Origin of the sequence: Sedimenticola hydrogenitrophicus (assembly GCF_029017505.1) — a bacterium.
GTDB lineage: Bacteria > Pseudomonadota > Gammaproteobacteria > Chromatiales > Chromatiaceae > Sedimenticola > Sedimenticola hydrogenitrophicus_A.
The window spans coordinates 40,311-60,682 of record NZ_JAQGEI010000025.1; the positions used below are offsets into that span (position 1 = coordinate 40,311).

Genomic DNA, 20,372 nt, shown 5'->3' on the forward strand with positions numbered 1-20,372 from the left:
GTGTTTTAGTTTAGACAGCATCGAAGGCGGGAGGGAAGTTTTCTTTAGCCCCGGAACGGCAGGGATCAACGTCTGGTCACCCGGTCATCCCAGAACGGACGCCTGGCCTCCCGTTCTGCCTCCAGCCGGCTGATGCCGATATCCTTGAGCATGCCGTCACTCAGGGTCTGCAGCAGATAACGCTCCCGGGAGAGCATGCGCCAGCGGTGTAAACGGTCGATCAGCTCGCGCATCAGCCAACCCAGGGTCAGCTTCCGCCGTGTGCTGATGGCCGCCCGCGGGGCAACGGCTGTGGAAAATGGCTGGCTGAGTGAAATCGTCTGTTTCATAACGCCTCCTGATCGGGTTGTTCGGTCCAATTCATGACCGGTTGCAGAAAGTCTGGAGCCGTGCTAAACATTATTCAAACGAATAGTTTTGATGTAATACATCAACGCAGATGATGGGTTTGACCATGACGTCGATACTGGACAATGAACTGCTGCGCACCTTTGTCGCCATCGCCGATGCCGGTGGCTTTACCCGCGCCGCCGAGATGGTGCACCGCTCCCAGTCGGCGGTAAGCATGCAGATGAAAAAGCTCGAGGAGATGGTCGGCCGGCCGCTGTTCGAGAAGGTGGGCCGGGGCATGGTGCTGACCCCGGACGGCGAGGTGCTGCTCAACTATGCCCGGCGCATCCTGCGCCTGCACGAGGAGGCGGTCTCCACCCTGCAGCAACCGGACATGGTGGGGAGCGTGCGCATCGGCATTCCGGATGACTATGTGGCGGCCTTCATCCCGCGCATCATGGCCCGCTTCGCCAAGGCCTACCCGATGGTCCAGGTCGAGGTGATCTGCAACGGCAGCGAGCACCTGACCAAGTCGGTCAAGGCCGGGGAGATCGACCTGGCGATCGTCACGGCGGTGCCGGGCAGCATGGAGGGCGAGATCCTGCGCCGCGAGTCCACCGTCTGGGCCACTTCGAGACACCACTTTATCCATGAAGCGGATCCGCTGCCGCTGGTATTGTTCCAGCCCGGCTGCATTTTCCGCCACTGGGCGATGAAGGCACTGGACAAGAGCGGCCGGCCCTACCGGGTGGCCTATTCCAGTCCCAGCATCACCGGCATCGAGGCGATCGTCGGCTGCGGACTGGGGGTGACAGTGCTGGTGGGCAGCATCGTCAACGAGAACATGCGCATACTGACCAGCGCCGAAGGATTCCCGGATCTGCCGGAGTCGGCCATCACCCTGCTGCGCTCCAAGGTCTCCGCCGCGCCCGCCATCAACTGCCTGGCGGAGTACATTTTCGAGGGATTCCGGGACAACCAGGCCAGCGCGGCCTGACCGACCGGTGATAGAATCGGGTCCGTATCAACCGCTGGAGTCGTCAGATGTTTACCGGGATCGTCCAGGGGACCGCCGAGGTGGTCGCCATCGAGGAGAAACCACAGTTTCGTAGCCACACCCTGCGCCTGCCGCCGGAGCGGCTCGCCGGCCTGGAGCCTGGGGCCTCGGTGGCCAACAACGGCTGCTGCCTGACGGTCACCCGAATCGACGGCGACCGGGTCTCGTTCGACCTGATGCAGGAGACCCTGCGGGTCACCAACCTGGGGCTGCTGAAGCCGGGCGACCGGGTCAATATTGAACGGGCGGCGCGCTTCGGCGACGAGATCGGCGGGCATGCCATGTCCGGACATATCCTCTGCATGGCGCCGATTACCCGGATCATCCGCAGCGAAAACAACCGCCAGGTCTGGTTCCGGCTGCCGGCGGAGTATCGCCGCTATCTCTTCACCAAGGGCTACATCGGCATCGACGGCATCAGCCTGACCATCGGCGAGGTGGACGGTGGCGACTTCTGCGTCAACCTGATTCCCGAGACGCTGGAACGGACCAATCTGGGGTTTCGCGAGGAACAGGAGCTGGTCAATATCGAGATCGATCCCCAGACCCAGGCGATCGTGGATACGGTGGAGCGGGTGCTGGCCGATCAGGCCGGAAAAAACGACTGATCAGCCGCCGGCCATCAGCTCCCCGACCCGCTGCTGCAACAGCGGGATCACCTCCGCCTCGAACCAGGGATTCTGGCTCAGCCAGCGATTGTTGCGCGGACTCGGGTGGGGCAGCGGCAGCAGCGCGGGCCAGTAGTCCCGCCAGTGCCGTACTGTCTCAGTCAGATTGGTCTTGCGATCCGTTCCCAGGTGCCAGGCCTGGGCATACTGGCCGATGGCCAGCACCAGCCGGATACGCGGCAACTGCGCCAGCAACTGCTCACGCCACTGCGGGGCGCACTCGGGACGCGGCGGCAGATCGCCGCTTTTGCCGGTGCCCGGATAGCAGAAGCCCATCGGCAGGATGGCCACCCGGCTCACATCGTAAAACTGTTCCCGATCCAGCCCCATCCAGCTTCGCAGCCGATCCCCGCTGGGGTCATTGAATGGAATGCCGGTCTCGTGCACGCGCCGCCCCGGGGCCTGTCCGGCCACCAGGATCAGCGCCCGGGGATCGGCGCGGAATACGGGATTCGGACCCAGCGGCAGGTGCTCGGCACAGAGCGTGCAGTCGCTGACCTGTTGTATGAGATTGCTGAAACACTGCTTGGACATGCCGCGGGTCTCCACCAGGAAGTACCCGTCGACGATAACAACTGGGCGGGGAAATGTGTAGTGACGAGGGGACGCCAACGAAAAACCACCGATGCCAATCCCCTCATCCCCCGTTGAATGCGCTTTGAAACAGCGCGTCACACCCCGATCACCGCCGCCTTGTTGGCCCCGGCAATATTGGCCTGGAAGATCGCCTTGTGCACATCACCCAGACTCAGCATGCCCTGCAGCACACCCCCTTCGGCCACCGGAATACGGCGGAACTTGTGCCGCACCATGGTAGTGGCGGCCTGCAGGATGTGCTGATTGGGTGACACGGTGATCACATCGGTGGACATCAGATCGGCCACCTTGAGGTTCACCACATCCTTGTACTTGTCCATCATGCCGGAGTAATCCCCGGCGCCCAGCCCATCCGCCATCATATCTTCCAGGGTCGGAAACAGGCGATGGAACACATCCTTCTCGGCAATAAAGCCGACCATCTTCTCGCCCTCCATCACCGGCAGACCGCTGTAGCGATAGAGGCACATCAGCGACACCACTTCCAGCAGACCGGTTTCAGATGTCACCGTCCGTGGGGACTTGGTCATTATCTCTTTAACCTGCATAGCTTCATCCTCCAAGATTTGGCACAACGTCAGTCGAATAGTGCAACCAGGCCCGGTAGATCACTACTCTAATTATTATTCATTGCCGACAGTGGCGTACTATGGTCAACACAACATGTGAAATGATAATAGCCGATCCGCCAAACTGTCTCACCCGCAACCGAACCGTGGTAGCGCCTAGTATTCGCTGATTTTTCACCTCCTTGTCCACCGGTTTATCCTTATGCAGGCATAAACAGGGACGCGCCACAATTTATCCTGATACTCTAATATTGTGCGTACAACAAACACGACATGAGAATCGGCCGCGCTCCTGGCGCGTCCGCACACATCTCCGGACGCAGGGATTGAATGGCCCGACGTCGCCATTCGTTGCTGACAAGAATGACTAATAAATGACCTATGCAATTGCCGTTGCCATCACCCTGGCACTCCTGACCAGCCTGCTCCTGGCCGCCCTGCACCTGGGTTTTCGGGCACCCCGCATCCGCGAGCGGAGGACACCCGCTGACCTCGGTCTGGCCTATGAATCCGTACCTATTCCGACGGTTTCGGGAAAACGTCTCTTTGCCTGGCTACTCCCGGTTGCGGGAGCCGACAGCAGTATCATCATCCTGCATGGCTGGGGCGGCAATGCCGAGTTGATGCTGCCCCTGGCGTTACCATTCCATGCGGCCGGAATAAACGTGCTGTTGCTCGATGCGCGTAATCATGGCAACAGCGACGCCGACACCTTCTCCTCCCTGCCCCGCTTTGCCGAAGATATGGAGCATGCCATCGATTGGCTGCGGCGCGAGCATCCCGGGCGCACCCAAAGGCTGGCGCTGCTGGGGCACTCCGTCGGTGCGGGTGCCGTGCTGCTGGCGGCCTCACGGCGCAACGATATTGACGCCGCCATCAGCCTGTCGGCCTTCGCCCATCCGCAATGGATGATGCAACGCTACCTGCGGCGGTTTCACCTGCCCGGGCCAATCATGGCCTTCATCCTGAACTATGTGCAATGGATTATCGGACATCGCTTCAGCGACATCGCGCCCATCAGCACGGTGTGCCGCATCGCCTGTCCCATTCTGCTGGTGCATGGTCGAGCGGATAGCACCGTACCCGTGGAAGACGCGAGGGCGATCGTGCAGGGTTGTCCCGAGGCCCATCTGACCCTGCTCGAAATCGACCAGGCTGAACACGATTCGGTCGACCAGATCGAGCAACACGGTCACGAATTGGTGCGCTTTCTACAGCGGCAGGGATTCGCGACCCTGCCGCCGCGCTAGTCGATGGCAGGGGCACAGCCCGCCTCACTTTCAGTTGTCGTCGTTATCGGGGAGGCGTGCAAAACCCCTCAAGCCAAGCGATCGAAGCACATGAATGGAGGACATTTTGCTGGCGGGAGATAAAGTCCGTTACTACACTGAACCTGTGTGGCGGACCGATGGGTCCTGAAAAATAATCAACGGAGGAGATAACAATGCAACGCAAAACCATTGCACTGCTGCTTGGAATCGGCGCCCTTTGCGGATCATTCCCGCTGGCCGCGGAACAGCGCCCGATGGGCTTTTTCGTCACCAGCGTCGGCATGGGCGATGGCGCCAACCTGGGCGGTCTGGCCGGCGCCGACGCCCACTGCCAGAAGCTGGCCAGCGCCGCCGGTGCCGGCGAGCGGGAGTGGCGCGCCTATCTCAGTACCGAGGAGAAGGACAAGCGCGGCATTTTTGCCCGGGAGCGAATCGGCAACGGCCCCTGGTACAACGCCCGCGGCATGCTGATCGGCGCCAATCTCACCGACCTGCACCTGTACAACAACAAGATCACCCTGGAGACGGCACTGGATGAGAACGGCAACCGGATCAAGGGCCGTTACGACAAGCCCAACGAGCATGACATCCTGACCGGGACCCAGGATGACGGCACCGCCTACTTCCCGGACGAGGCCGACCATACCTGCAACAACTGGACCAGCAATAGCGAGGGCAGCGCCCAGGTGGGGCACCATGACCGGCATGGTGGCGGCAACACCTCCTGGAGCTCGGCCCATCCGACGCGCGGCTGCGGCAAGGATGACCTGCCGAAGACCGGCGGCAACGGTTACTTCTACTGCTTCGCCGCCGACTGATCCGAAGACTGACCCGAGACATCGCCGGGGCCGGCTGACGCCGGCGGTGCCTGGGGGATCTTACAGAAACCCTGCGGCGGGACGTCCAGGGCGCTGTTGAACTTGCTGGACATATTCTGGAACGCGATCAGGCCGGTCAGTTCGACAATCCCATCCTCGTCAAGAAAGCCCTTCAACCGCTGCATCAACTCATCGCTCACCTGCCGATCCGAACAGGTCATCGCCTCGGCATATTCGAGCGCCACCCTCTCCCGCTCATCGAACAGGTCGCTCTCACGCCACTGGTCGAGCGCCACCACTTTGTCAAACGAACCGGCGCGCCGGGCCAGGGTCGCCGAATTGATATCGACACAGAATTTACACCAGTTGATCTGGGATACCCGGACCGTCACCAGGGAGCGAAGCGCTGGATCCACCAGGGAACCCTTGCGATCCAGCGCCCCATAGAGCATCGCCACGGTGGCGAACAACCTGGGCACCCTGGCCCAGAGCAGGCCGGGGTTGAGGACTTCCCCGTACTTTCTTTTCTGGTTCCAGAAAAAAGGTCGCAATATCCAGGGATAGGCATTTAATGGCTTAGTCGATATTCTCATTATTGATACTCTTGCAGTCTGTTGGACGTAACGCAACCGGAGGTCGCTGGGCGGAGTATTGGACATCCGCGGCACGACCGCGTTGCGCATATCGAATTCAGTCTCGATTTGTTACGATCTCCCTGAACCTGACAAGGAGCGACGAGCCCGATCGGGCTTACCCGTTTTAGGGGGCTTGAGGCGGGTGCCGACCGGCCCGGCGGTTGTTGCAAAACCACCCTTGATCATGAGAAATCGGATACCCTGCAGACACCGATGAATAAAGCTCCCAATCACCCCCCCACGCCCCCGGATGAATCGCTCCGGGAATTACAGGCGAAAGCAGACCGCTTCGACAGGTTCACCAGCAATGTCCCGGCGATGCTGTACGACTACATCATCGATCCGCAGGGTGTCAGTCACTGCCTCTACTGTAGCGCCTATTCGCTCGAACTGCTCGGTGTCCCGCCCGCGGAGTTCGTCGAGGACATGAGCAAGTTCTGGGACATGGTCCACTCGGAAGATCTGCCCGATTTCCAGCGGGCCGACCAGGAGGCCAACCGGGAGTCCGACCTGTTCCTCATGGATGTGCGGGCGATTTTGCCTTGCGGCGGTGAAAAATGGATCCGTATTTCATCCAAGCGCAATCCACCGGTCGGTGACCAGCCCGCCATCTGGTCAGGTTACATGATCGATATCAGCGACACCAAAAAACTGGAAAGGATGCTGCAGGAGCAGGCCAGCCACGACTTTTTGACCGGCCTCGGCAACCGTCACTATTTCCATAGATATTTCCAGTCGGAGCTGATGCGCAAGGAGCGCTACCCGAGCCACAGCGTGGTGCTGCTGCTTGACCTGGATCACTTCAAGGCGATCAATGACCATTTCGGCCATGATGCCGGTGACTATGTCCTGAAAGCGGTCTCGGAACTGGTTCGGGAGCAGTTGCGCGCCATTGATATCGTTGCCCGCTGGGGCGGCGAGGAGTTCTGTATTCTGCTGCCGGAGACCGCACAGGCAGCGGCGCGCGCTGTGGCGGAACGCATTCGCGCCACCGTGGAACAGCACCAGTTCAACTACCAGGGACTGCGGATAAGGGTCAGCACCAGTATCGGAATGACCGCCTTGACCGCGCGTGACGAGCGCGTTGAAGAGGTGGTCCGCCGCGCCGATCAGGCCCTGTACCAAGCCAAGCGGGACGGCAGAAACCGCGTCGCCTGCTGCTAACCGGCCATGGCCCCGCCACGGTTTTTTGGCGCCAAAAAATAATCCCTGATTACCCATCCAGTTCAGCCGTCATCAGGGGCAACCTTAGCCGCGAGGAGTGGTGCAAGAGGAGTGGTACAGGGATGTACCGATAACGGAGCCGAGGATGCAATGCACCGTTTACCGATCTAAGGATGGAACAAACCCAAATGAACACGAACAGACCCATTGCGTAGGGATGCCGGTGAGCTTGTGAACCGCATCATTTATCCGATGATTGATGCGGTTCGTGCCTCACCGGCATCCTACTTCTCCGGACACCCGGCAAACCGCTTATAGTCAATGGTTACTTAGCAAACCGCCAGCCCTGGGCTGAACTATACTCTTTTCGCGTTGGCGCTGTGGCACAGGAGGAGCGGTGACAGCCGGCCGAATGGAAAGCAGGCAGACGACAGGGAAGTGGCCATTGTTGGGTACCGACCGACTGCGACCTCAAACCGGAATCAATCAACGAATAGAGGGAGGCTGAGATGGCAAACTGGCAGATCGAAGGACAATACATGGAAACCTGCAACTGCAATTTTATTTGCCCCTGCATTGGCACCAACCTGACGGCACAGCCCACCGAGGGCGACTGCAAGGCGGCAATCGCCATGCGGATCGACCAGGGGCAGAAAGACGGAATAAAGTTGGACGGCCTGGCATTCATCGTACTGATGCGCTCTCCGGGCCCGATGATTGAAGGGAACATCAAGGTTGGCCTCATTATTGACGAGAATGCCGATGAGGCGCAGAGCAATGCCATCACCGGGATCGCCTCGGGTGAGGCGGGCGGCCCCATGGCGGCCCTGGCACCGCTGGTCAGCGAGATCGCCGGCATCGAGAAACGACCAATACGCTTCGAGATGGAAGGCATGGATCGCCACGTCACCGCCGGGGAACTGATTGACCAGGCCCTCAGCGGCATACCCAGCGCGGTCAAGGAGGGCGATACGCTGTACCTGGAGAACGTGGCCCATCCCGTCTCATCCAGGCTCGCCCTGGCCCAAGCCACCCACAGCCGCTTCCACGCCTTCGGCATCGACTGGGAGGACAGCAGCGGGCTGCGCAACGGCCATTTCGCGCCCTTCTCCTGGGCTTCCTGACCCAGGCACCGGCAACTTCGTCGATGGCCAGTCCAGGGCTTGGTACTACCCGGCGTGACCGCCGGCTGATCCTCGCCAGCCTGTTGTCCCTGACGTTGCTGGCGTGGCTCTACCTGTGGATCGACGCCGGACCGATGGCGCCGATGTCCGCACCCGGCGACGGCATGGAAGCCGACGCCATGGCGGCGGATGCGGGTACCGTGCCTTGGCACGCGGGGGTACTGCTGCTCACCTTTCTCATGTGGGCGGTGATGATGGTGGGCATGATGCTACCCAGCGCAACACCGGCCATTCTGCTCTACGGCCGGCTGGCACGAAACCGTCAAACAACCTCCCCGCTGCCCTCGGCCTGGGTTTTCAGTGCCGGCTATCTTGCGATCTGGTCGCTGTTCAGCCTGGGCGCCACGCTGCTGCAGGCGACGTTCGAGAGCGGACGCCTGCTGAGTCCGATGCTGGCATCGACCAGCGTCTGGTTCAGCGCGGCACTGCTCATACTTGCGGGACTCTACCAGTGGTTGCCCCTGAAGCGCGCCTGTCTCGATAAATGCCGCAGCCCCCTGGCCCTGTTTCTCATGCACTGGCGCCCGGGCAGCCTGGGCGCCTTCCGCATGGGAATGGAGCATGGCCTCTACTGTGTCGGTTGTTGCTGGGCTTTGATGTTGTTGCTATTCGTCGCCGGTGTCATGAACCTGCTGTGGGTGGCACTGATTGCCGGCTTCGTGCTGGTCGAAAAGCTGCTGCCACCGGGACGACTTATCGGTCACCTGGCTGGTATCGGACTACTGTTGACCGGTGCCGGCATGCTCGTCTCCAGCTTCTGATCAAGCTATTGGGTGGCCGTATTAGCGGGGCATGTCCAAGTCCGACTGCATGTGATTTTATGTGTTTTCACGCAGCCGACAGGCGCTTCACCTGCAATTCGCTCCGATGTTGCTCGGCTTGCCAAAGATCGTATTGTGTTTGCTGATTCAGCCAGCTTTCGAAGGAAGTATTAAACGCAATAGATAGGCGAACCGCCATTTCTGGGCTAATACCTGATTTTCCATTAATAATGCTTGAAAGCATTTTGCGACTGACGCCGAGCCCCTTCGCCGCCTCAGTTACAGATAGCCCGAGCGGCCCAATGCAAAGCGCTTTGATGATTTCACCGGGATGCGGAGAGCTGTGCATTAATATGCTAAAGCCTCAAAGATAATCTTCCTAATCAACGACCTCTGCGTGTACTCCATTGAAACGAAATGTCACACGCCAGCTGCCGCTCACCCTTACTGACCAGGTTTCTTGGCGATTCCTCGTAAGTTGATGTAGGAACCATCCGGGAAGTCACAGGGGGAAACCGTGGTCTGTCCCGAATGGCACCGAATGGCACTCGAATGGCACTTACTTAAGGCGAATTGCAGGATTTTCGTCATTCCGGCCTGCGCCGGGAAGACGGTGTTTCTTGGCTTAAGTAAGTGCCATTCTGGTCTGTCCCCAGTTGTTCGTGCCCGGTTGCTCGTGTTCGCGTTTTCAATCGCCTTTTATGAATACACCACACTACTCGAGCGGGATGTGCTTTCCGTTGGCAGCAAGCCAGCTATCAAATGAAAGCAACTCGGGATTCAAAGATCGCGATAGCTCGGGATTACGACTGGTGAGAAATTCTTCACCAAGTATCGCTTGGTACTGGAACATATTGCCGAGATCCTCTGCACCGGGGAAACCCATGGCGCGGTAGTCATCGAACGGAACATCGTAAAAATTCACGCGCTGACCAAGCGCAGTTGTGAACTTCGCCGCCATCTCTGCACCGGACAGGATCTCACCGGCAATACCAACGCGTTGTCTAACCATGTCGGTGCCGCGGCGAAACACGCCATAGGCACACTTGCCAATATCCTCAGCGGCGATACCGGGCAGTTTGACACCACCGAGAGGCATCGCCAGCACCATGTTGCCGTCATCACCCTTCCTTGGTCCCATACCAAAATAGATGAAGTTCTCCCAATAGAAGGCCGCCATCAGGAATGTTGTCGGTGCCGCTTCCGACTCGAACACATGGTCTACTGCGCCTTTGCCATCAAAATGCGGTACCTTGTACTCACCCTGTAATGTTGGCAGTCGATTATCATCCAGCGGTATGCGCAACCTGGTGTCTTCCAGCGTCGACCAGATAACATGCTCAACTCCCGCCTGTTTCGTGGCTCGTGCCATTGCGGTTGCCTGTTCACCTTCTTTCCTTGCCGAAAAATGTTCCCAGAAATTCGTGACACAGAACGCACCGTAGACACCGGCAAAAGCTTTTTCCAGGCTGTCCTGGTCATCCATGTCGGCCACCACCACATCGGCGCCAGCATCGGCTAACCTCCTGGCCATATCAGAGTCCGGTTTACGCGTGATCGCACGCACAGCAAACTCTGATCCATTATCCGCCAGGATCGCACGCGCCAGGCCGCCACCTTGAGCACCCGTTGCACCCATTACTGCTATGATTTTTTTCTCAGCCATGTTGACCTCCGGATGTCATATGTCTAAGAATTTATGGTCTGTGGAGACGATAAATCACCGACCGATCTCTGAAAGAGTATAGTCACTCCGCATACCTTAAACAATAATAAAATGGTGTTGGCTCTATTGATCGGATCGTCTGCTTTCGCCCTTAATCTGACATAAGAAACCCCGCCGCAGCGGGGTCTATTTAACTGCTTGAATATTTGGGATATTTGGGATATTTGGGGTCAGCAGCGGCTTGGCAATGCCGCACATTCTAGCGGGTGAGACTCCCGCCCGGGTAAGCGCTAGCCACGTGCCCGGTATCGAGCCTTGCAGCCGTAGCGGTAACGGTACGGTTGATGCGTAGGTACGAAAGCAGGCGAGGTGCAAAGGTAACGGGCTGAGCCGACCCTGAAGGCGCAAAGCCCCGAGAAAATCAAATGGAGAGTGCCGACGGGTTTGACCCTCTGGCAGGCAACAACCCACCGGGCGGTACGGCGAGTCTGGTGGGTACTCCCCGGGGTTCCAAGGCCGCGTCGAGCCTGACACTGAGAATGTGCGGTAACCAAGGAGATCCAGTCATCGGCGCGCAAGGAGGGGCGCACCCGTGGACAAGTGTAAAAACGAGGAAGCGGGCGGTGAAGGCTGGAAGTCGGAGCCACCCATAGTAACGATGAACCCTGGTAATGCGGTAGGTGGTACGCCCGAGGGAATCGCACCCCGTTTGTCTTCCCGCACTCCCCCACCGGGCCAGTCTACCAGCGCCAAATAATCGCTCAATGAATGTTGTCCTGGCTTCCCTGGTTTCTCTGCTTGGTTTCCGTGTCCGTGCTGGTTTCCGGTGCTGGTTTCCGGTGGGATATCATTCCGCCGGGACGACAGCCCCTGGTCAATGGACCGACGGCGCCCCGCCAGCAGCCCGTTATGTGCTCTTTGCCTTTGTGAAGTACTTGACGTTTGGCAGCCCTTTAAAGTCATTATCCTGCGTCCAAAGTGTTGCACGATATTTTTTGGCGGTTGCGAAAATAATACTGTCGGCCAACGGCAGCTTATGAAGCACACCAAAGTTTGCAGCATCTATCGCGAGCTCTGAGTCGAGCGAAACTACTCTGCCTTCTTTCATGTGAGCGATCGCGGTCAATGCAGACTCATCATCGCGCTGGCGGAGTATATTTTTGAATACTTCTGTAATCGTGATGCTCGGCACCAATAACTTGTCTGTGGCTTCAATTGCCTCGGCAAATAGAGAGGCATTCTTGTCACCCGCGAAGAATGACAACCAGGCGGATGAGTCCACAACGTTCATACGCGATCTTCATCCCTTGCAACGTCCGTGTCTATCCCTTTCAGAAAACCCTTCATTTCACGCATTGGCTTGAGGGGTATCAGCTCTATCCGGTTCTGATAGGTCAAAATCTGGACCTTCTGACCGGACACAATACCCATGGAATCCCGAATCTCTTTAGGAATAACTATCTGATACTTGGGTGATACAGTTACAGCGGTCATAAGACGATCCCTCATCGATAGAAGTATTGTATTACAATATACCTATCGATAAGGGTGATCAAGCAGATCGATCAAGGATCAAGACCTGACCCTATCAGGTCGCTATCAGGTCGCAGATCCCTAAATGGCGCTTCCCTGCGCCATTCTTCAAACAACACGGCCGTTACCCGGGCGCTCCACAGAGGTGGTGGCAGACGGCTAATCCAGCTTTACCGGATTGCGGCATCAGATAGCCAACAGGATCATCTCCCCTTCCAGGCGTACCGGGTAACTTTTGGCACAGCCCACGTCGGGGGCGACCGCCTGGCCGTTTTCCAGTTCGATCACCCAGTTGTGCAGCGGACAGGTGACGCGGTGGCCGTGCAGGATACCCTCGGAGAGGGGACCCTGTTTGTGCGGGCAGCGGTTGGAGAGGGCAAACACACGGTCATCCGCCGCACGGAAGATGGCGATCTCATCCGATGCGGTGCGGACCACGCGGGAACCCAGTTTGGGTATCTCGTCCAGGTTGCCGATCTCCACCCACTTTTCACTCAGTACTGCGGACATATCACTCTCCTATCTGTTTTATCGGGGTGAACTCGTGGGCCTCGGCCCCCTTGGCGCGCGCGGTCCAGGGATCGTGCTGCGCCACCTCCTGGGATTCCAGGAAGCGGGCATACAGTGCCTTTCTGCCGCGCACATCTTCAACAATACGTTTTTTGATATCGGAGAGGCCGACCCGCTCGATCCAGGGCGCGGTGCGCTCCAGATAGCGCGCCTCTTCCCGGTAGAGCTGGATGAAGGCGGCGCAGTGCTCCATCACTTCTTCCTCGGTGGTGACACGGCAGAGGACATCGGTGGCGCGTACCTTGACGCCGCCGTTGCCGCCGATATGCAGCTCGTAACCGGAGTCGACACAGACCACGCCGAAATCCTTGATCGTGGCCTCGGCGCAGTTGCGCGGACAGCCGGAGACCGCCATCTTGAATTTGTGCGGCATCCAGGAGGCCCAGGTCATCTCCTCCAGCTTGATGCCGAGTCCGGTGGAGTCCTGGGTACCGAAGCGGCACCAGGTGGAGCCGACACAGGTCTTGACCGTGCGTAGCGCCTTGCCGTAGGCGTGGCCGGAGAGCATGCCCCGCTCGGTGAGGAACGCCCACATGGCCGGCAGGTCCTCCTTCTTCACCCCCAGCATGTTGATGCGCTGGCCGCCGGTCAGATTGACTTCGCCGACATTGAATTTATCCGCCGCGTCGGCGATGGCGCGCAATTCATCGGGCGTCGTCCTGCCGCCCAGGATGCGAGGGATTACCGAGAAGGTGCCGTCTTTCTGGATATTTCCGTGCACCCGCTCATTGACGAAACGGGACTGGGCGTCATCCTGCGCCTTGCCCGGCCAGGCCGAGATCAGGTAATAGTTGATAGCCGGGCGACAGACGTGACAACCGTCCGGGGTACGCCAATCCATCTTGTCGAATACCGCCTGCTTGTCGATCAGTTCATACTCACGGATGGTGGAGCGCACCTGGTCGTGGGTGAAGTCGGTACAGGCGCAGATCGGCTTGGCCTCCGGCGCCGAATAGTCGCCGCCCAGGGTGTTGGCAAGGATCTGTTCCACCAGGCCGATGCAGGATCCGCAGGAGGCGCCGGCCTTGGTGTGGGCCTTCACGTCGTCCACGGTGAACAGTCCCTCGCTGGTGATCGCCTTGACGATATCGCCCTTGCAGACGCCGTTGCAGTCGCACACCTGCGCCTCGTCGCCCATGGCCGAGGCCTTGGACTGGCCGCCGTGACCAGAGCTGCCGAGATGCGCCGCCTCGCCGAACAGCAGGCTCTCGCGCATGTCGGAGATATCGGTACCCTCGCGCATCAGCTGGAAGTACCAGGCGCCGTCCACGGTATTGCCGTAGAGCACCGCACCACTGATGCGGTTGTCCTTGATCACCAGTTTCTTGTAGGTACCGCCGGCCTGATCCTGGAACACGATCTCTTCGGTCTGCTCGTCACCGTGAAAATCACCGGCGGAGAACAGCTCGATGCCGGTCACCTTGAGTTTGGTGGAGGTGACCGAGCCTTCATAGCGCCCGTAACCCAGTTCGGCGAGGTGGTTGGCACACACCTTGGCCTGTTCGAACAGCGGTGCCACCAGGCCGTAGCAGGTGTCACGGTGCTGCACGCATTCGCCCAAGGCATAGATGCGCGGATCGTAGGTCTGCATGGTGTCGTTCACCACCACACCACGCTCGCAATAGAGCCCGGCCTGTTTGGCCAGTTCGATATTGGGACGGATGCCCACCGCCATCACCACCAGGTCGGCCTTGACCTCAGAGCCATCCTTGAAACGCACGCCGGTAACCCGCTCCTCGCCCAGGATCGCATCGGTCTGCGCGCCCATCAGGAAGTGCATGCCGTTCTCTTCCAGCGAACGTTTCAACATGGCGCCTGCCGCGGCATCGAGCTGGCGTTCCATCAGGGTCTCCATGAGATGGACCACCGAGACCTCCATGCCCTGCTTGATCAGGCCATTGGCGGCCTCCAGTCCGAGCAGGCCGCCGCCGATGACCACGGCGCGTTTGTACTGGCGCGATGCCGCCAGCATCTGCTCCACATCATGGATATCGCGGAAGCTGATGACGCCTTCCAGGTTCGCACCCGGGACGGGAATAATAAAAGGAGAGGAACCGGTGGCCAGCAGCAGCCGGTCATACGCGGCCTCCGTGCCATCGGCCGCGAGCACCTTGCGCTTGACCCGGTTGATCTCCACCACCGGCGAACCGGCATGCAGGGTGATGTCGTGCTGCTGGTACCACTCCCGTTTGTTCAGGACGATCTCATCAAACTTCTTCTCTCCCGCCAGCACCGGCGAGAGCAGAATCCGGTTATAGTTCGGGTGAGGCTCGGAACCGAACACCGTGATCTCGTATTTGTCCGGCTCCAGCTTGAGCAGCTCCTCCAGGGTGCGCACGCCCGCCATGCCGTTTCCTATCAATACCAATCGTTCTTTCATATTTTGCCTCTTAACGCATCGGTTGGATCAACCGTCAAATCCTTGATCCCCTGTCTGCAACCGCTATGCCAACTTGCGGGGAGTGCGTTAACGGCGCCGTTTTACCGGCAAAGGCGGGATTTTATCCCACCTGGAGATGATTCAATCTGGTGCCGAAAATGGGTTGTGTGCACTGAAATATGGCAGCCAAAAACGGCCGGGCAAAAAATGACCAGAAACCGGGCAAGGGATTTTTTACTTGCACTTTTCGAGTGCGCGAATCGTTGACACATCTCAATAATTCTAGTTTTTTGCATTTATATTCAATAACTTATAGATTTGGCACGGGCAATGCTATAGACAGGCCAACACTGTTAATCCCCGGAGCATCCCGATGTCAGAAAGCAAGTTAAACCTCTTTTCCTTCAGCGGTAAGGTCCGCACATTGCATCTCACCTGGTTCGCCTTTTTCCTCTCCTTTATGGTCTGGTTCAATCACGCCCCGTTGCTGGCGTCGATCCAGCAGACCCTGGGGCTCACCGCCCAGGAGGTGAAGGCGCTGCTGATTCTGAACGTCGCCCTGACCATCCCGGCACGCATCATTATCGGCATGCTGGTGGATAAGCTGGGACCGCGCATCGTCTACTCCGCCCTGCTGTTCATCTCCAGTTTTATCTGTTTCGCCTTTGCGCTGGCCGATTCGTTCGTGACCCTGGCGATCAGCCGCTTCCTGCTGGGTTTTGTCGGCGCTGGATTTGTCATCGGCATCCGCATGATCGGCGAGTGGTTCCCCGCCCGCCAGGTGGGGCTGGCCGAAGGGATCTACGGCGGCTGGGGCAATTTCGGCTCGGCGGCCGCGGCCCTGGCGCTGCCCACCATCGCCTTGCTGTACGGTGGCGATGAAGGCTGGCGCTATGCGATTGCCAGCACCGGTGTCATCACCCTGGTCTACGCGTTCATCTACTACAAACTGGCGCGCAACACACCCAAGGGTTCGACCTATTTCAAACCAAAGAAAACCGGCGCCATGGAAGTCACCAGCAGGGGCGACTTCTTCTTCTACCTGCTGATGAACATCCCCATGTATGCCGCGCTGGCGCTACTGGCATGGAAACTGAGCCCGTCCAATCTCGGCCTGCTGAACGACACGGTCAGTTATCTCATCTATGCCGGGCTGGTGCTGCTCTATCTCTACCAGGCCTCACAGGTGTGGCGCATCAACAGCCATGTGTTCAAGGAGGCCGTGCCCGAGCTCCACCGCTATAAATTCAAACAGGTGGCGATCCTGGATGTAGCCTATCTGGTCACCTTCGGCTCCGAGCTGGCCGTGGTCTCCATGCTGCCGCTGTTCTTCAAGGAGACCTTCGATCTCTCCCTGGTACAGGCCGGGCTGCTCGCCTCCGGTTTCGCCTTCATGAACCTGCTGGCCCGGCCCATCGGCGGGCTGTTCAGCGACCGCTTCGGGCGCAAAAAATCCCTGACTTTCCTGATCGGCGGACTGGCGGTCGGCTATCTGGTGCTGAGCAGCATCACCTCCGCATGGCCCATCGCCCTGGCGGTACTCGCCACCATGGCCTGCTCGTTCTTCGTACAGGCGGGCGAGGGCGCGGTGTTCGCCATCGTGCCGCTGGTCAAGCGGCGCATGACCGGTCAGGTGGCCGGGATGGCGGGCGCCTATGGTAATGTAGGGGCGGTGCTGTTCCTGACGGTGTTCTCGTTCGTCACGCCGCAGTTGTTCTTCCTGGTGATTGCCGGTGCCGCGGTGATCACGCTGGCGGCGGTACAGCTCCTGGACGAGCCGGAAGGCCAGACCGCCGAGGTGATGCCGGACGGCACGGTGCAGATGATCGACGTCGGCTGACCACCCGGCCGCGCCCGATTCGACCGCCATCGCGGATCGGATCGGGCGCGCGCCACCGCGGTGGCGAATCGCAGCCCCGATTGATGAAGCTCAGGAGTCCCGATGCCGAGCACACTTGAAATCGATTACGCCTGCTGCACCGAGGCTGGTGCCAAGTCGCCGAACGCGGATGCGGCGGACGCCCGCATCCCGGCGGACGACCTGCTGTTGAGCAAGGGTGTGGCGGCGGTCATCGCCGATGGCATGAGCAGCAGCGAGGGAGGCCACGAGGCGAGCCAGATCTGTGTCACCGGCTTTCTCAACGACTACTTCAGCACCCCCGAATCCTGGAGCGTCAAGACCTCCGCCAGCAAGATCCTCGGCGCCCTGAACACCTGGCTCTGCGGCCAGGGCCAGAGCCGCTACGATTCACCCAAGGGGATGGTGACGACACTCAGCGTGGCGGTCGTCCGCTCCACCACCGCCCATCTGTTCCATGTCGGCGACAGCCGCATCTATCTCTATCGCGAACAGCGGTTGGAACAGCTGACCCAGGATCACCGGGTCTGGGTCTCCAAGGACCAGGACCTGCTCTCCCGGGCCATGGGCATCGACAGCCACCTGGAGATCGACTACCGCTCCATCGCCCTCAATCCGGACGACCTGTTGCTCTTCTCCACCGACGGCGTGCACGATTTCCTCACCGACCGGCAGTTGCAGAAGCTGCTCCGGGAACACCGGGGCAATCTGCAGCAGGCGGCCAAGGCGATCACCACCAGCGCCCTGGAGCAGGGCAGCAGCGACAACGTCACCTGCCAGCTGCTGCGGGTGATCTCACTGCCCGACGAACAGATGGACGACATCCTGCAGCGCGTGGCGGAACTGCCGTTTCCGCCCAATCTGCTGCCCGGCATGAACATCGACGGTTATGAGATTGTGCGCGAGATTCACGCCAGCAAACGCAGCGAAGTCTATCTCGCAATCAACGGCGAGACCGGTGAGCAGGTGGCGTTGAAGACCCCCTCGGTCAACTACAATGACGACGCGGAATTTCTCAACGGCTTTCTCAACGAGGAGTGGATCGGCCGCCGCATCAACAATCCCCATGTACTCAAGGTGCACCCGCCGGGGCGCCGGCGCTTCCTCTATCACATCACCGAATACCTGGAGGGGCAGACCCTGCGCCAGCGCATGGATGACCTGGGCCGGATGGACCTGGAACAGATGCGCGACTGCCTGAGCCAGATCGTCAGCGGTCTGCGCGCATTCCACCGCATGGAGATGGTGCATCAGGACCTGAAGCCGGACAATATACTGATCAACAAGAACGGCGTGCTGAAGATCATCGATTTCGGTTCGACCCGGATCGCCGGGGTGCAGGAGTTGAATAACACCCCCCCCGAGGTGCCGCTGGGCACCATCAACTACACCGCCCCCGAATATCTGGAGGGCAGCCCGGGGAGCCCCCGTTCCGACATCTTCTCGCTCGGCGTCATCGCCTATGAGATGCTCACCGGCACCCTGCCCTATGGCGACCACGAGCAGCCGCTGCCGGCCCGCAAACTGCGCTATCGCTCTGCCCGGGAACACAATCCCGCCATCCCCGCCTGGATCGATGGCGCCCTGCGCAAGGCGACCCATCCGCTGCCGGAGAAACGCTACGAAGTGCTCTCCGAGTTCCTGCAGGACATGACCCGGCCGAATCCGCAACTGATCAGCGAGCTACCCAAGCCGCTACTGGAGCGCCACCCGCTGGCGTTCTGGAAGACCCTCGCCGCGCTGCTGGTGATCGCCAACCTCGCCACCCTGCTGCTGTGGCTCGGCGGCCGATAGACAAGTGCCGGAAGCTGGCCAATAATGGTACCCGCAGCGTAACTACTCACCCGCATATGCGTTCCCGCGCGGAACGTGGGAACGAGAGGCTCAAAACAGGCTCAACGGGAAACGAAACCGGCTGTAGGGTGCCGGTGAGCCTGCGAACCGCACCATTCCATCCTCAGGTCCGTAAACGGTGCATACCTGCACCACTCCTCGCGGTTAGGGTTGATGCGGTTCGTGTTACTCACCACGTCCTACTTGGCAGCGAGGCGTCGCCAGACAAATTTATAAAAGGAGCCGGATACCGGCCAGACACCCGTAAACGGAGGAATAACTCATGCATAACCGCTTTCTTGCCGTCATCTGGCTCATCTGCTGTGCGCTGTTCAGCCTGCAGGCCGCCGCCCAGCAGGGCAAACTCACCGGCGGCGCCCAGATCCAACACCCCGACTGGTTCAAGAACAGTTTCCTGGACATTGCCAGCGACGTGGACGAGGCCGCCGCGGCGGGCAGGCACGTAATCCTGTTCATGTACCTGAACGAATGTCCCTACTGTGCCAGGATGGCCGATGAGAACTTCGCCAACGCCCCCTACACCCCCTTCATCCGGGAGAATTTCGACGTTATCGAAATCAACATCAGGGGCGATCGGGAGGTCGCCTTCGATGCCGAAACCAGCGTCACCGAGAAGGAGTTGGCGCGGCTGCTCAAGGTGCGCTACACCCCCACCATCCTGTTCCTCAACAAGGAGAACCAGACCGTCCTGCGGCTGAACGGCTACCGTTCGGTCCCCGCCTTCAAACACGCCCTCGACTATGTACAGCAACAGGCGTACCTGAACACCAGCCTGAGCCGTTTCATCGAACAGCGGCAGGACACGCCGGTCTACCGCTTCCGTGATCACCCGATGCTGCGGCAGATCAGCGACCTGCAGTCGGCGGCCGAGCGGCCGTTGGCGGTGCTGTTCGAGGACCGCAGTTGCGATGCCTGCGACGACCTGCATGATGGCCATCTGCGAGACCCGAAGACCCTGAAGATCCTGGAGAACTTCACCCTGGTGCGGCTGGACGCCAACGCCGACGACCCGATCGTCGACCCGACGGGAAACCCGTCCACGCCCCGGGCCTTCGCCGAACAGCTGGGACTGACTTACCGGCCCGGGATCGTGCTGTTCGATCGGGGCAAGGAGATCAGCCGTATCGATGGCCTGCTCTACAGCTACCATTTCCAGGAGATGCTGCGCTACGTCGGAGAACGCCATTACGAGCAGTACCCGAACAGTTTCTATGACTATCTCAACGTACGCACGGCGGAGATCCTGGAGAGCGGCAAGAACATCGACCTGTCGAAGTAGCCCTGTAGGGGCAACCCCCCGTGGTTGCCCGAGAACACAGCACATACCACCGTCGATGGACTTCGCGGCATAAGTCCATCCCTGGACGTAACTACTCTCCCGGTCTGCAAGTGATTGGCCTGGCTTGTTGGCCGATCTTGATGGCGCCTCGAATTCGGCCCCTTTTTCAGATTCAAGC

General features: G+C 59.6%; 20 protein-coding genes. 10 read left to right on the forward strand and 10 right to left on the reverse strand.

The window, feature by feature from the left end; all coding sequences use genetic code 11:
• Positions 1–65: 65 nt before the first annotated feature.
• Positions 66–329, reverse strand: a complete 264-nt coding sequence (locus O9K64_RS15555) for a DUF1127 domain-containing protein (protein ID WP_275099004.1) — start codon at positions 327–329, stop codon at positions 66–68.
• A gap of 125 nt (positions 330–454) precedes the next feature.
• On the opposite strand from O9K64_RS15555, the gene O9K64_RS15560 reads away from it, so the two are divergent.
• Positions 455–1,327 carry a LysR substrate-binding domain-containing protein gene (locus tag O9K64_RS15560; RefSeq protein ID WP_275099005.1) on the forward strand — a complete coding sequence of 291 codons (873 nt, stop codon included), beginning with the start codon at positions 455–457 and terminating at the stop codon, positions 1,325–1,327.
• 47 nt (positions 1,328–1,374) lie between these two features.
• A complete protein-coding gene (locus tag O9K64_RS15565) occupies positions 1,375–1,995 on the forward strand; it encodes a riboflavin synthase subunit alpha (protein WP_275099006.1) in 621 nt (206 codons plus the stop codon).
• Here O9K64_RS15565 and O9K64_RS15570 read toward each other — a convergent pair whose 3' ends face one another.
• Complete coding sequence (locus O9K64_RS15570) at positions 1,996–2,589, reverse strand: uracil-DNA glycosylase family protein (RefSeq protein ID WP_275099007.1); 594 nt, start codon at positions 2,587–2,589, stop codon at positions 1,996–1,998.
• 137 nt (positions 2,590–2,726) lie between these two features.
• A complete protein-coding gene (locus tag O9K64_RS15575) occupies positions 2,727–3,182 on the reverse strand; it encodes a CBS domain-containing protein (RefSeq protein ID WP_275099008.1) in 456 nt (151 codons plus the stop codon).
• Between the two features lie 413 nt (positions 3,183–3,595).
• Here O9K64_RS15575 and O9K64_RS15580 point away from each other — a divergent pair, with 413 nt between their 5' ends.
• The gene (locus O9K64_RS15580) at positions 3,596–4,471 is read left to right on the forward strand and encodes an alpha/beta hydrolase (RefSeq protein ID WP_275099009.1); all 876 of its coding nucleotides are present in this window, start codon (positions 3,596–3,598) and stop codon (positions 4,469–4,471) included.
• Positions 4,472–4,665: 194 nt separating this feature from the next.
• Positions 4,666–5,310: a hypothetical protein gene (locus tag O9K64_RS15585; protein ID WP_305793163.1), complete on the forward strand. Its 645-nt coding sequence runs from the start codon at positions 4,666–4,668 to the stop codon at positions 5,308–5,310.
• Here the strand turns inward: O9K64_RS15585 and O9K64_RS15590 are convergent.
• Positions 5,289–5,903, reverse strand: coding sequence for a carboxymuconolactone decarboxylase family protein (locus tag O9K64_RS15590; RefSeq protein WP_275099010.1), 615 nt, complete (start codon positions 5,901–5,903; stop codon positions 5,289–5,291). The genes O9K64_RS15585 and O9K64_RS15590 overlap by 22 nt on opposite strands.
• Before the next feature lie 255 nt (positions 5,904–6,158).
• Here O9K64_RS15590 and O9K64_RS15595 point away from each other — a divergent pair, with 255 nt between their 5' ends.
• The 3 genes from O9K64_RS15595 (at position 6,159) to O9K64_RS15605 (ending at position 9,054) form a co-directional block, all read left to right on the forward strand.
• Positions 6,159–7,109: a sensor domain-containing diguanylate cyclase gene (locus O9K64_RS15595; RefSeq protein ID WP_275099011.1), complete on the forward strand. Its 951-nt coding sequence runs from the start codon at positions 6,159–6,161 to the stop codon at positions 7,107–7,109.
• 509 nt (positions 7,110–7,618) lie between these two features.
• Complete coding sequence (locus tag O9K64_RS15600; protein ID WP_275099012.1) at positions 7,619–8,233, forward strand: DUF1326 domain-containing protein; 615 nt, start codon at positions 7,619–7,621, stop codon at positions 8,231–8,233.
• 23 nt (positions 8,234–8,256) lie between these two features.
• The gene (locus O9K64_RS15605; RefSeq protein WP_275099013.1) at positions 8,257–9,054 is read left to right on the forward strand and encodes a DUF2182 domain-containing protein; all 798 of its coding nucleotides are present in this window, start codon (positions 8,257–8,259) and stop codon (positions 9,052–9,054) included.
• A 67-nt stretch (positions 9,055–9,121) separates the two neighbouring features.
• On the opposite strand, the gene O9K64_RS15610 is transcribed toward O9K64_RS15605, so the two are convergent.
• The 6 genes from O9K64_RS15610 to nirB form a co-directional block, all read right to left on the reverse strand.
• Positions 9,122–9,409, reverse strand: coding sequence for a HigA family addiction module antitoxin (locus O9K64_RS15610; RefSeq protein WP_275099042.1), 288 nt, complete (start codon positions 9,407–9,409; stop codon positions 9,122–9,124).
• Between the two features lie 360 nt (positions 9,410–9,769).
• The gene (locus tag O9K64_RS15615; protein WP_275099014.1) at positions 9,770–10,720 is read right to left on the reverse strand and encodes an NmrA/HSCARG family protein; all 951 of its coding nucleotides are present in this window, start codon (positions 10,718–10,720) and stop codon (positions 9,770–9,772) included.
• 907 nt (positions 10,721–11,627) lie between these two features.
• Positions 11,628–12,011: a type II toxin-antitoxin system VapC family toxin gene (locus tag O9K64_RS15620; protein WP_275099015.1), complete on the reverse strand. Its 384-nt coding sequence runs from the start codon at positions 12,009–12,011 to the stop codon at positions 11,628–11,630.
• A complete protein-coding gene (locus O9K64_RS15625) occupies positions 12,008–12,214 on the reverse strand; it encodes an AbrB/MazE/SpoVT family DNA-binding domain-containing protein (protein ID WP_275099017.1) in 207 nt (68 codons plus the stop codon). Before O9K64_RS15625 ends, O9K64_RS15620 begins: the two co-directional genes overlap by 4 nt.
• Before the next feature lie 225 nt (positions 12,215–12,439).
• On the reverse strand, positions 12,440–12,763 hold the full coding sequence (gene nirD, locus O9K64_RS15630) for a nitrite reductase small subunit NirD (RefSeq protein WP_275099018.1): 324 nt from the start codon (positions 12,761–12,763) through the stop codon (positions 12,440–12,442).
• A 1-nt stretch (position 12,764) separates the two neighbouring features.
• On the reverse strand, positions 12,765–15,203 hold the full coding sequence (gene nirB / locus O9K64_RS15635) for a nitrite reductase large subunit NirB (RefSeq protein ID WP_275099020.1): 2,439 nt from the start codon (positions 15,201–15,203) through the stop codon (positions 12,765–12,767).
• Positions 15,204–15,576: 373 nt separating this feature from the next.
• Between nirB and O9K64_RS15640 the strand changes: the two genes are divergently transcribed.
• The 3 genes from O9K64_RS15640 (at position 15,577) to O9K64_RS15650 (ending at position 20,194) form a co-directional block, all read left to right on the forward strand.
• Entirely contained in the window at positions 15,577–17,043 is a 1,467-nt protein-coding gene (locus O9K64_RS15640) for a NarK family nitrate/nitrite MFS transporter (protein WP_275099021.1), read from the forward strand.
• Positions 17,044–17,145: 102 nt separating this feature from the next.
• Entirely contained in the window at positions 17,146–18,855 is a 1,710-nt protein-coding gene (locus tag O9K64_RS15645) for a bifunctional protein-serine/threonine kinase/phosphatase (protein ID WP_275099022.1), read from the forward strand.
• A 322-nt stretch (positions 18,856–19,177) separates the two neighbouring features.
• Positions 19,178–20,194 (forward strand): thioredoxin family protein, encoded by a 1,017-nt coding sequence (locus O9K64_RS15650; RefSeq protein WP_275099023.1) that lies wholly within the window; start codon positions 19,178–19,180, stop codon positions 20,192–20,194.
• Positions 20,195–20,372: the final 178 nt, after the last annotated feature.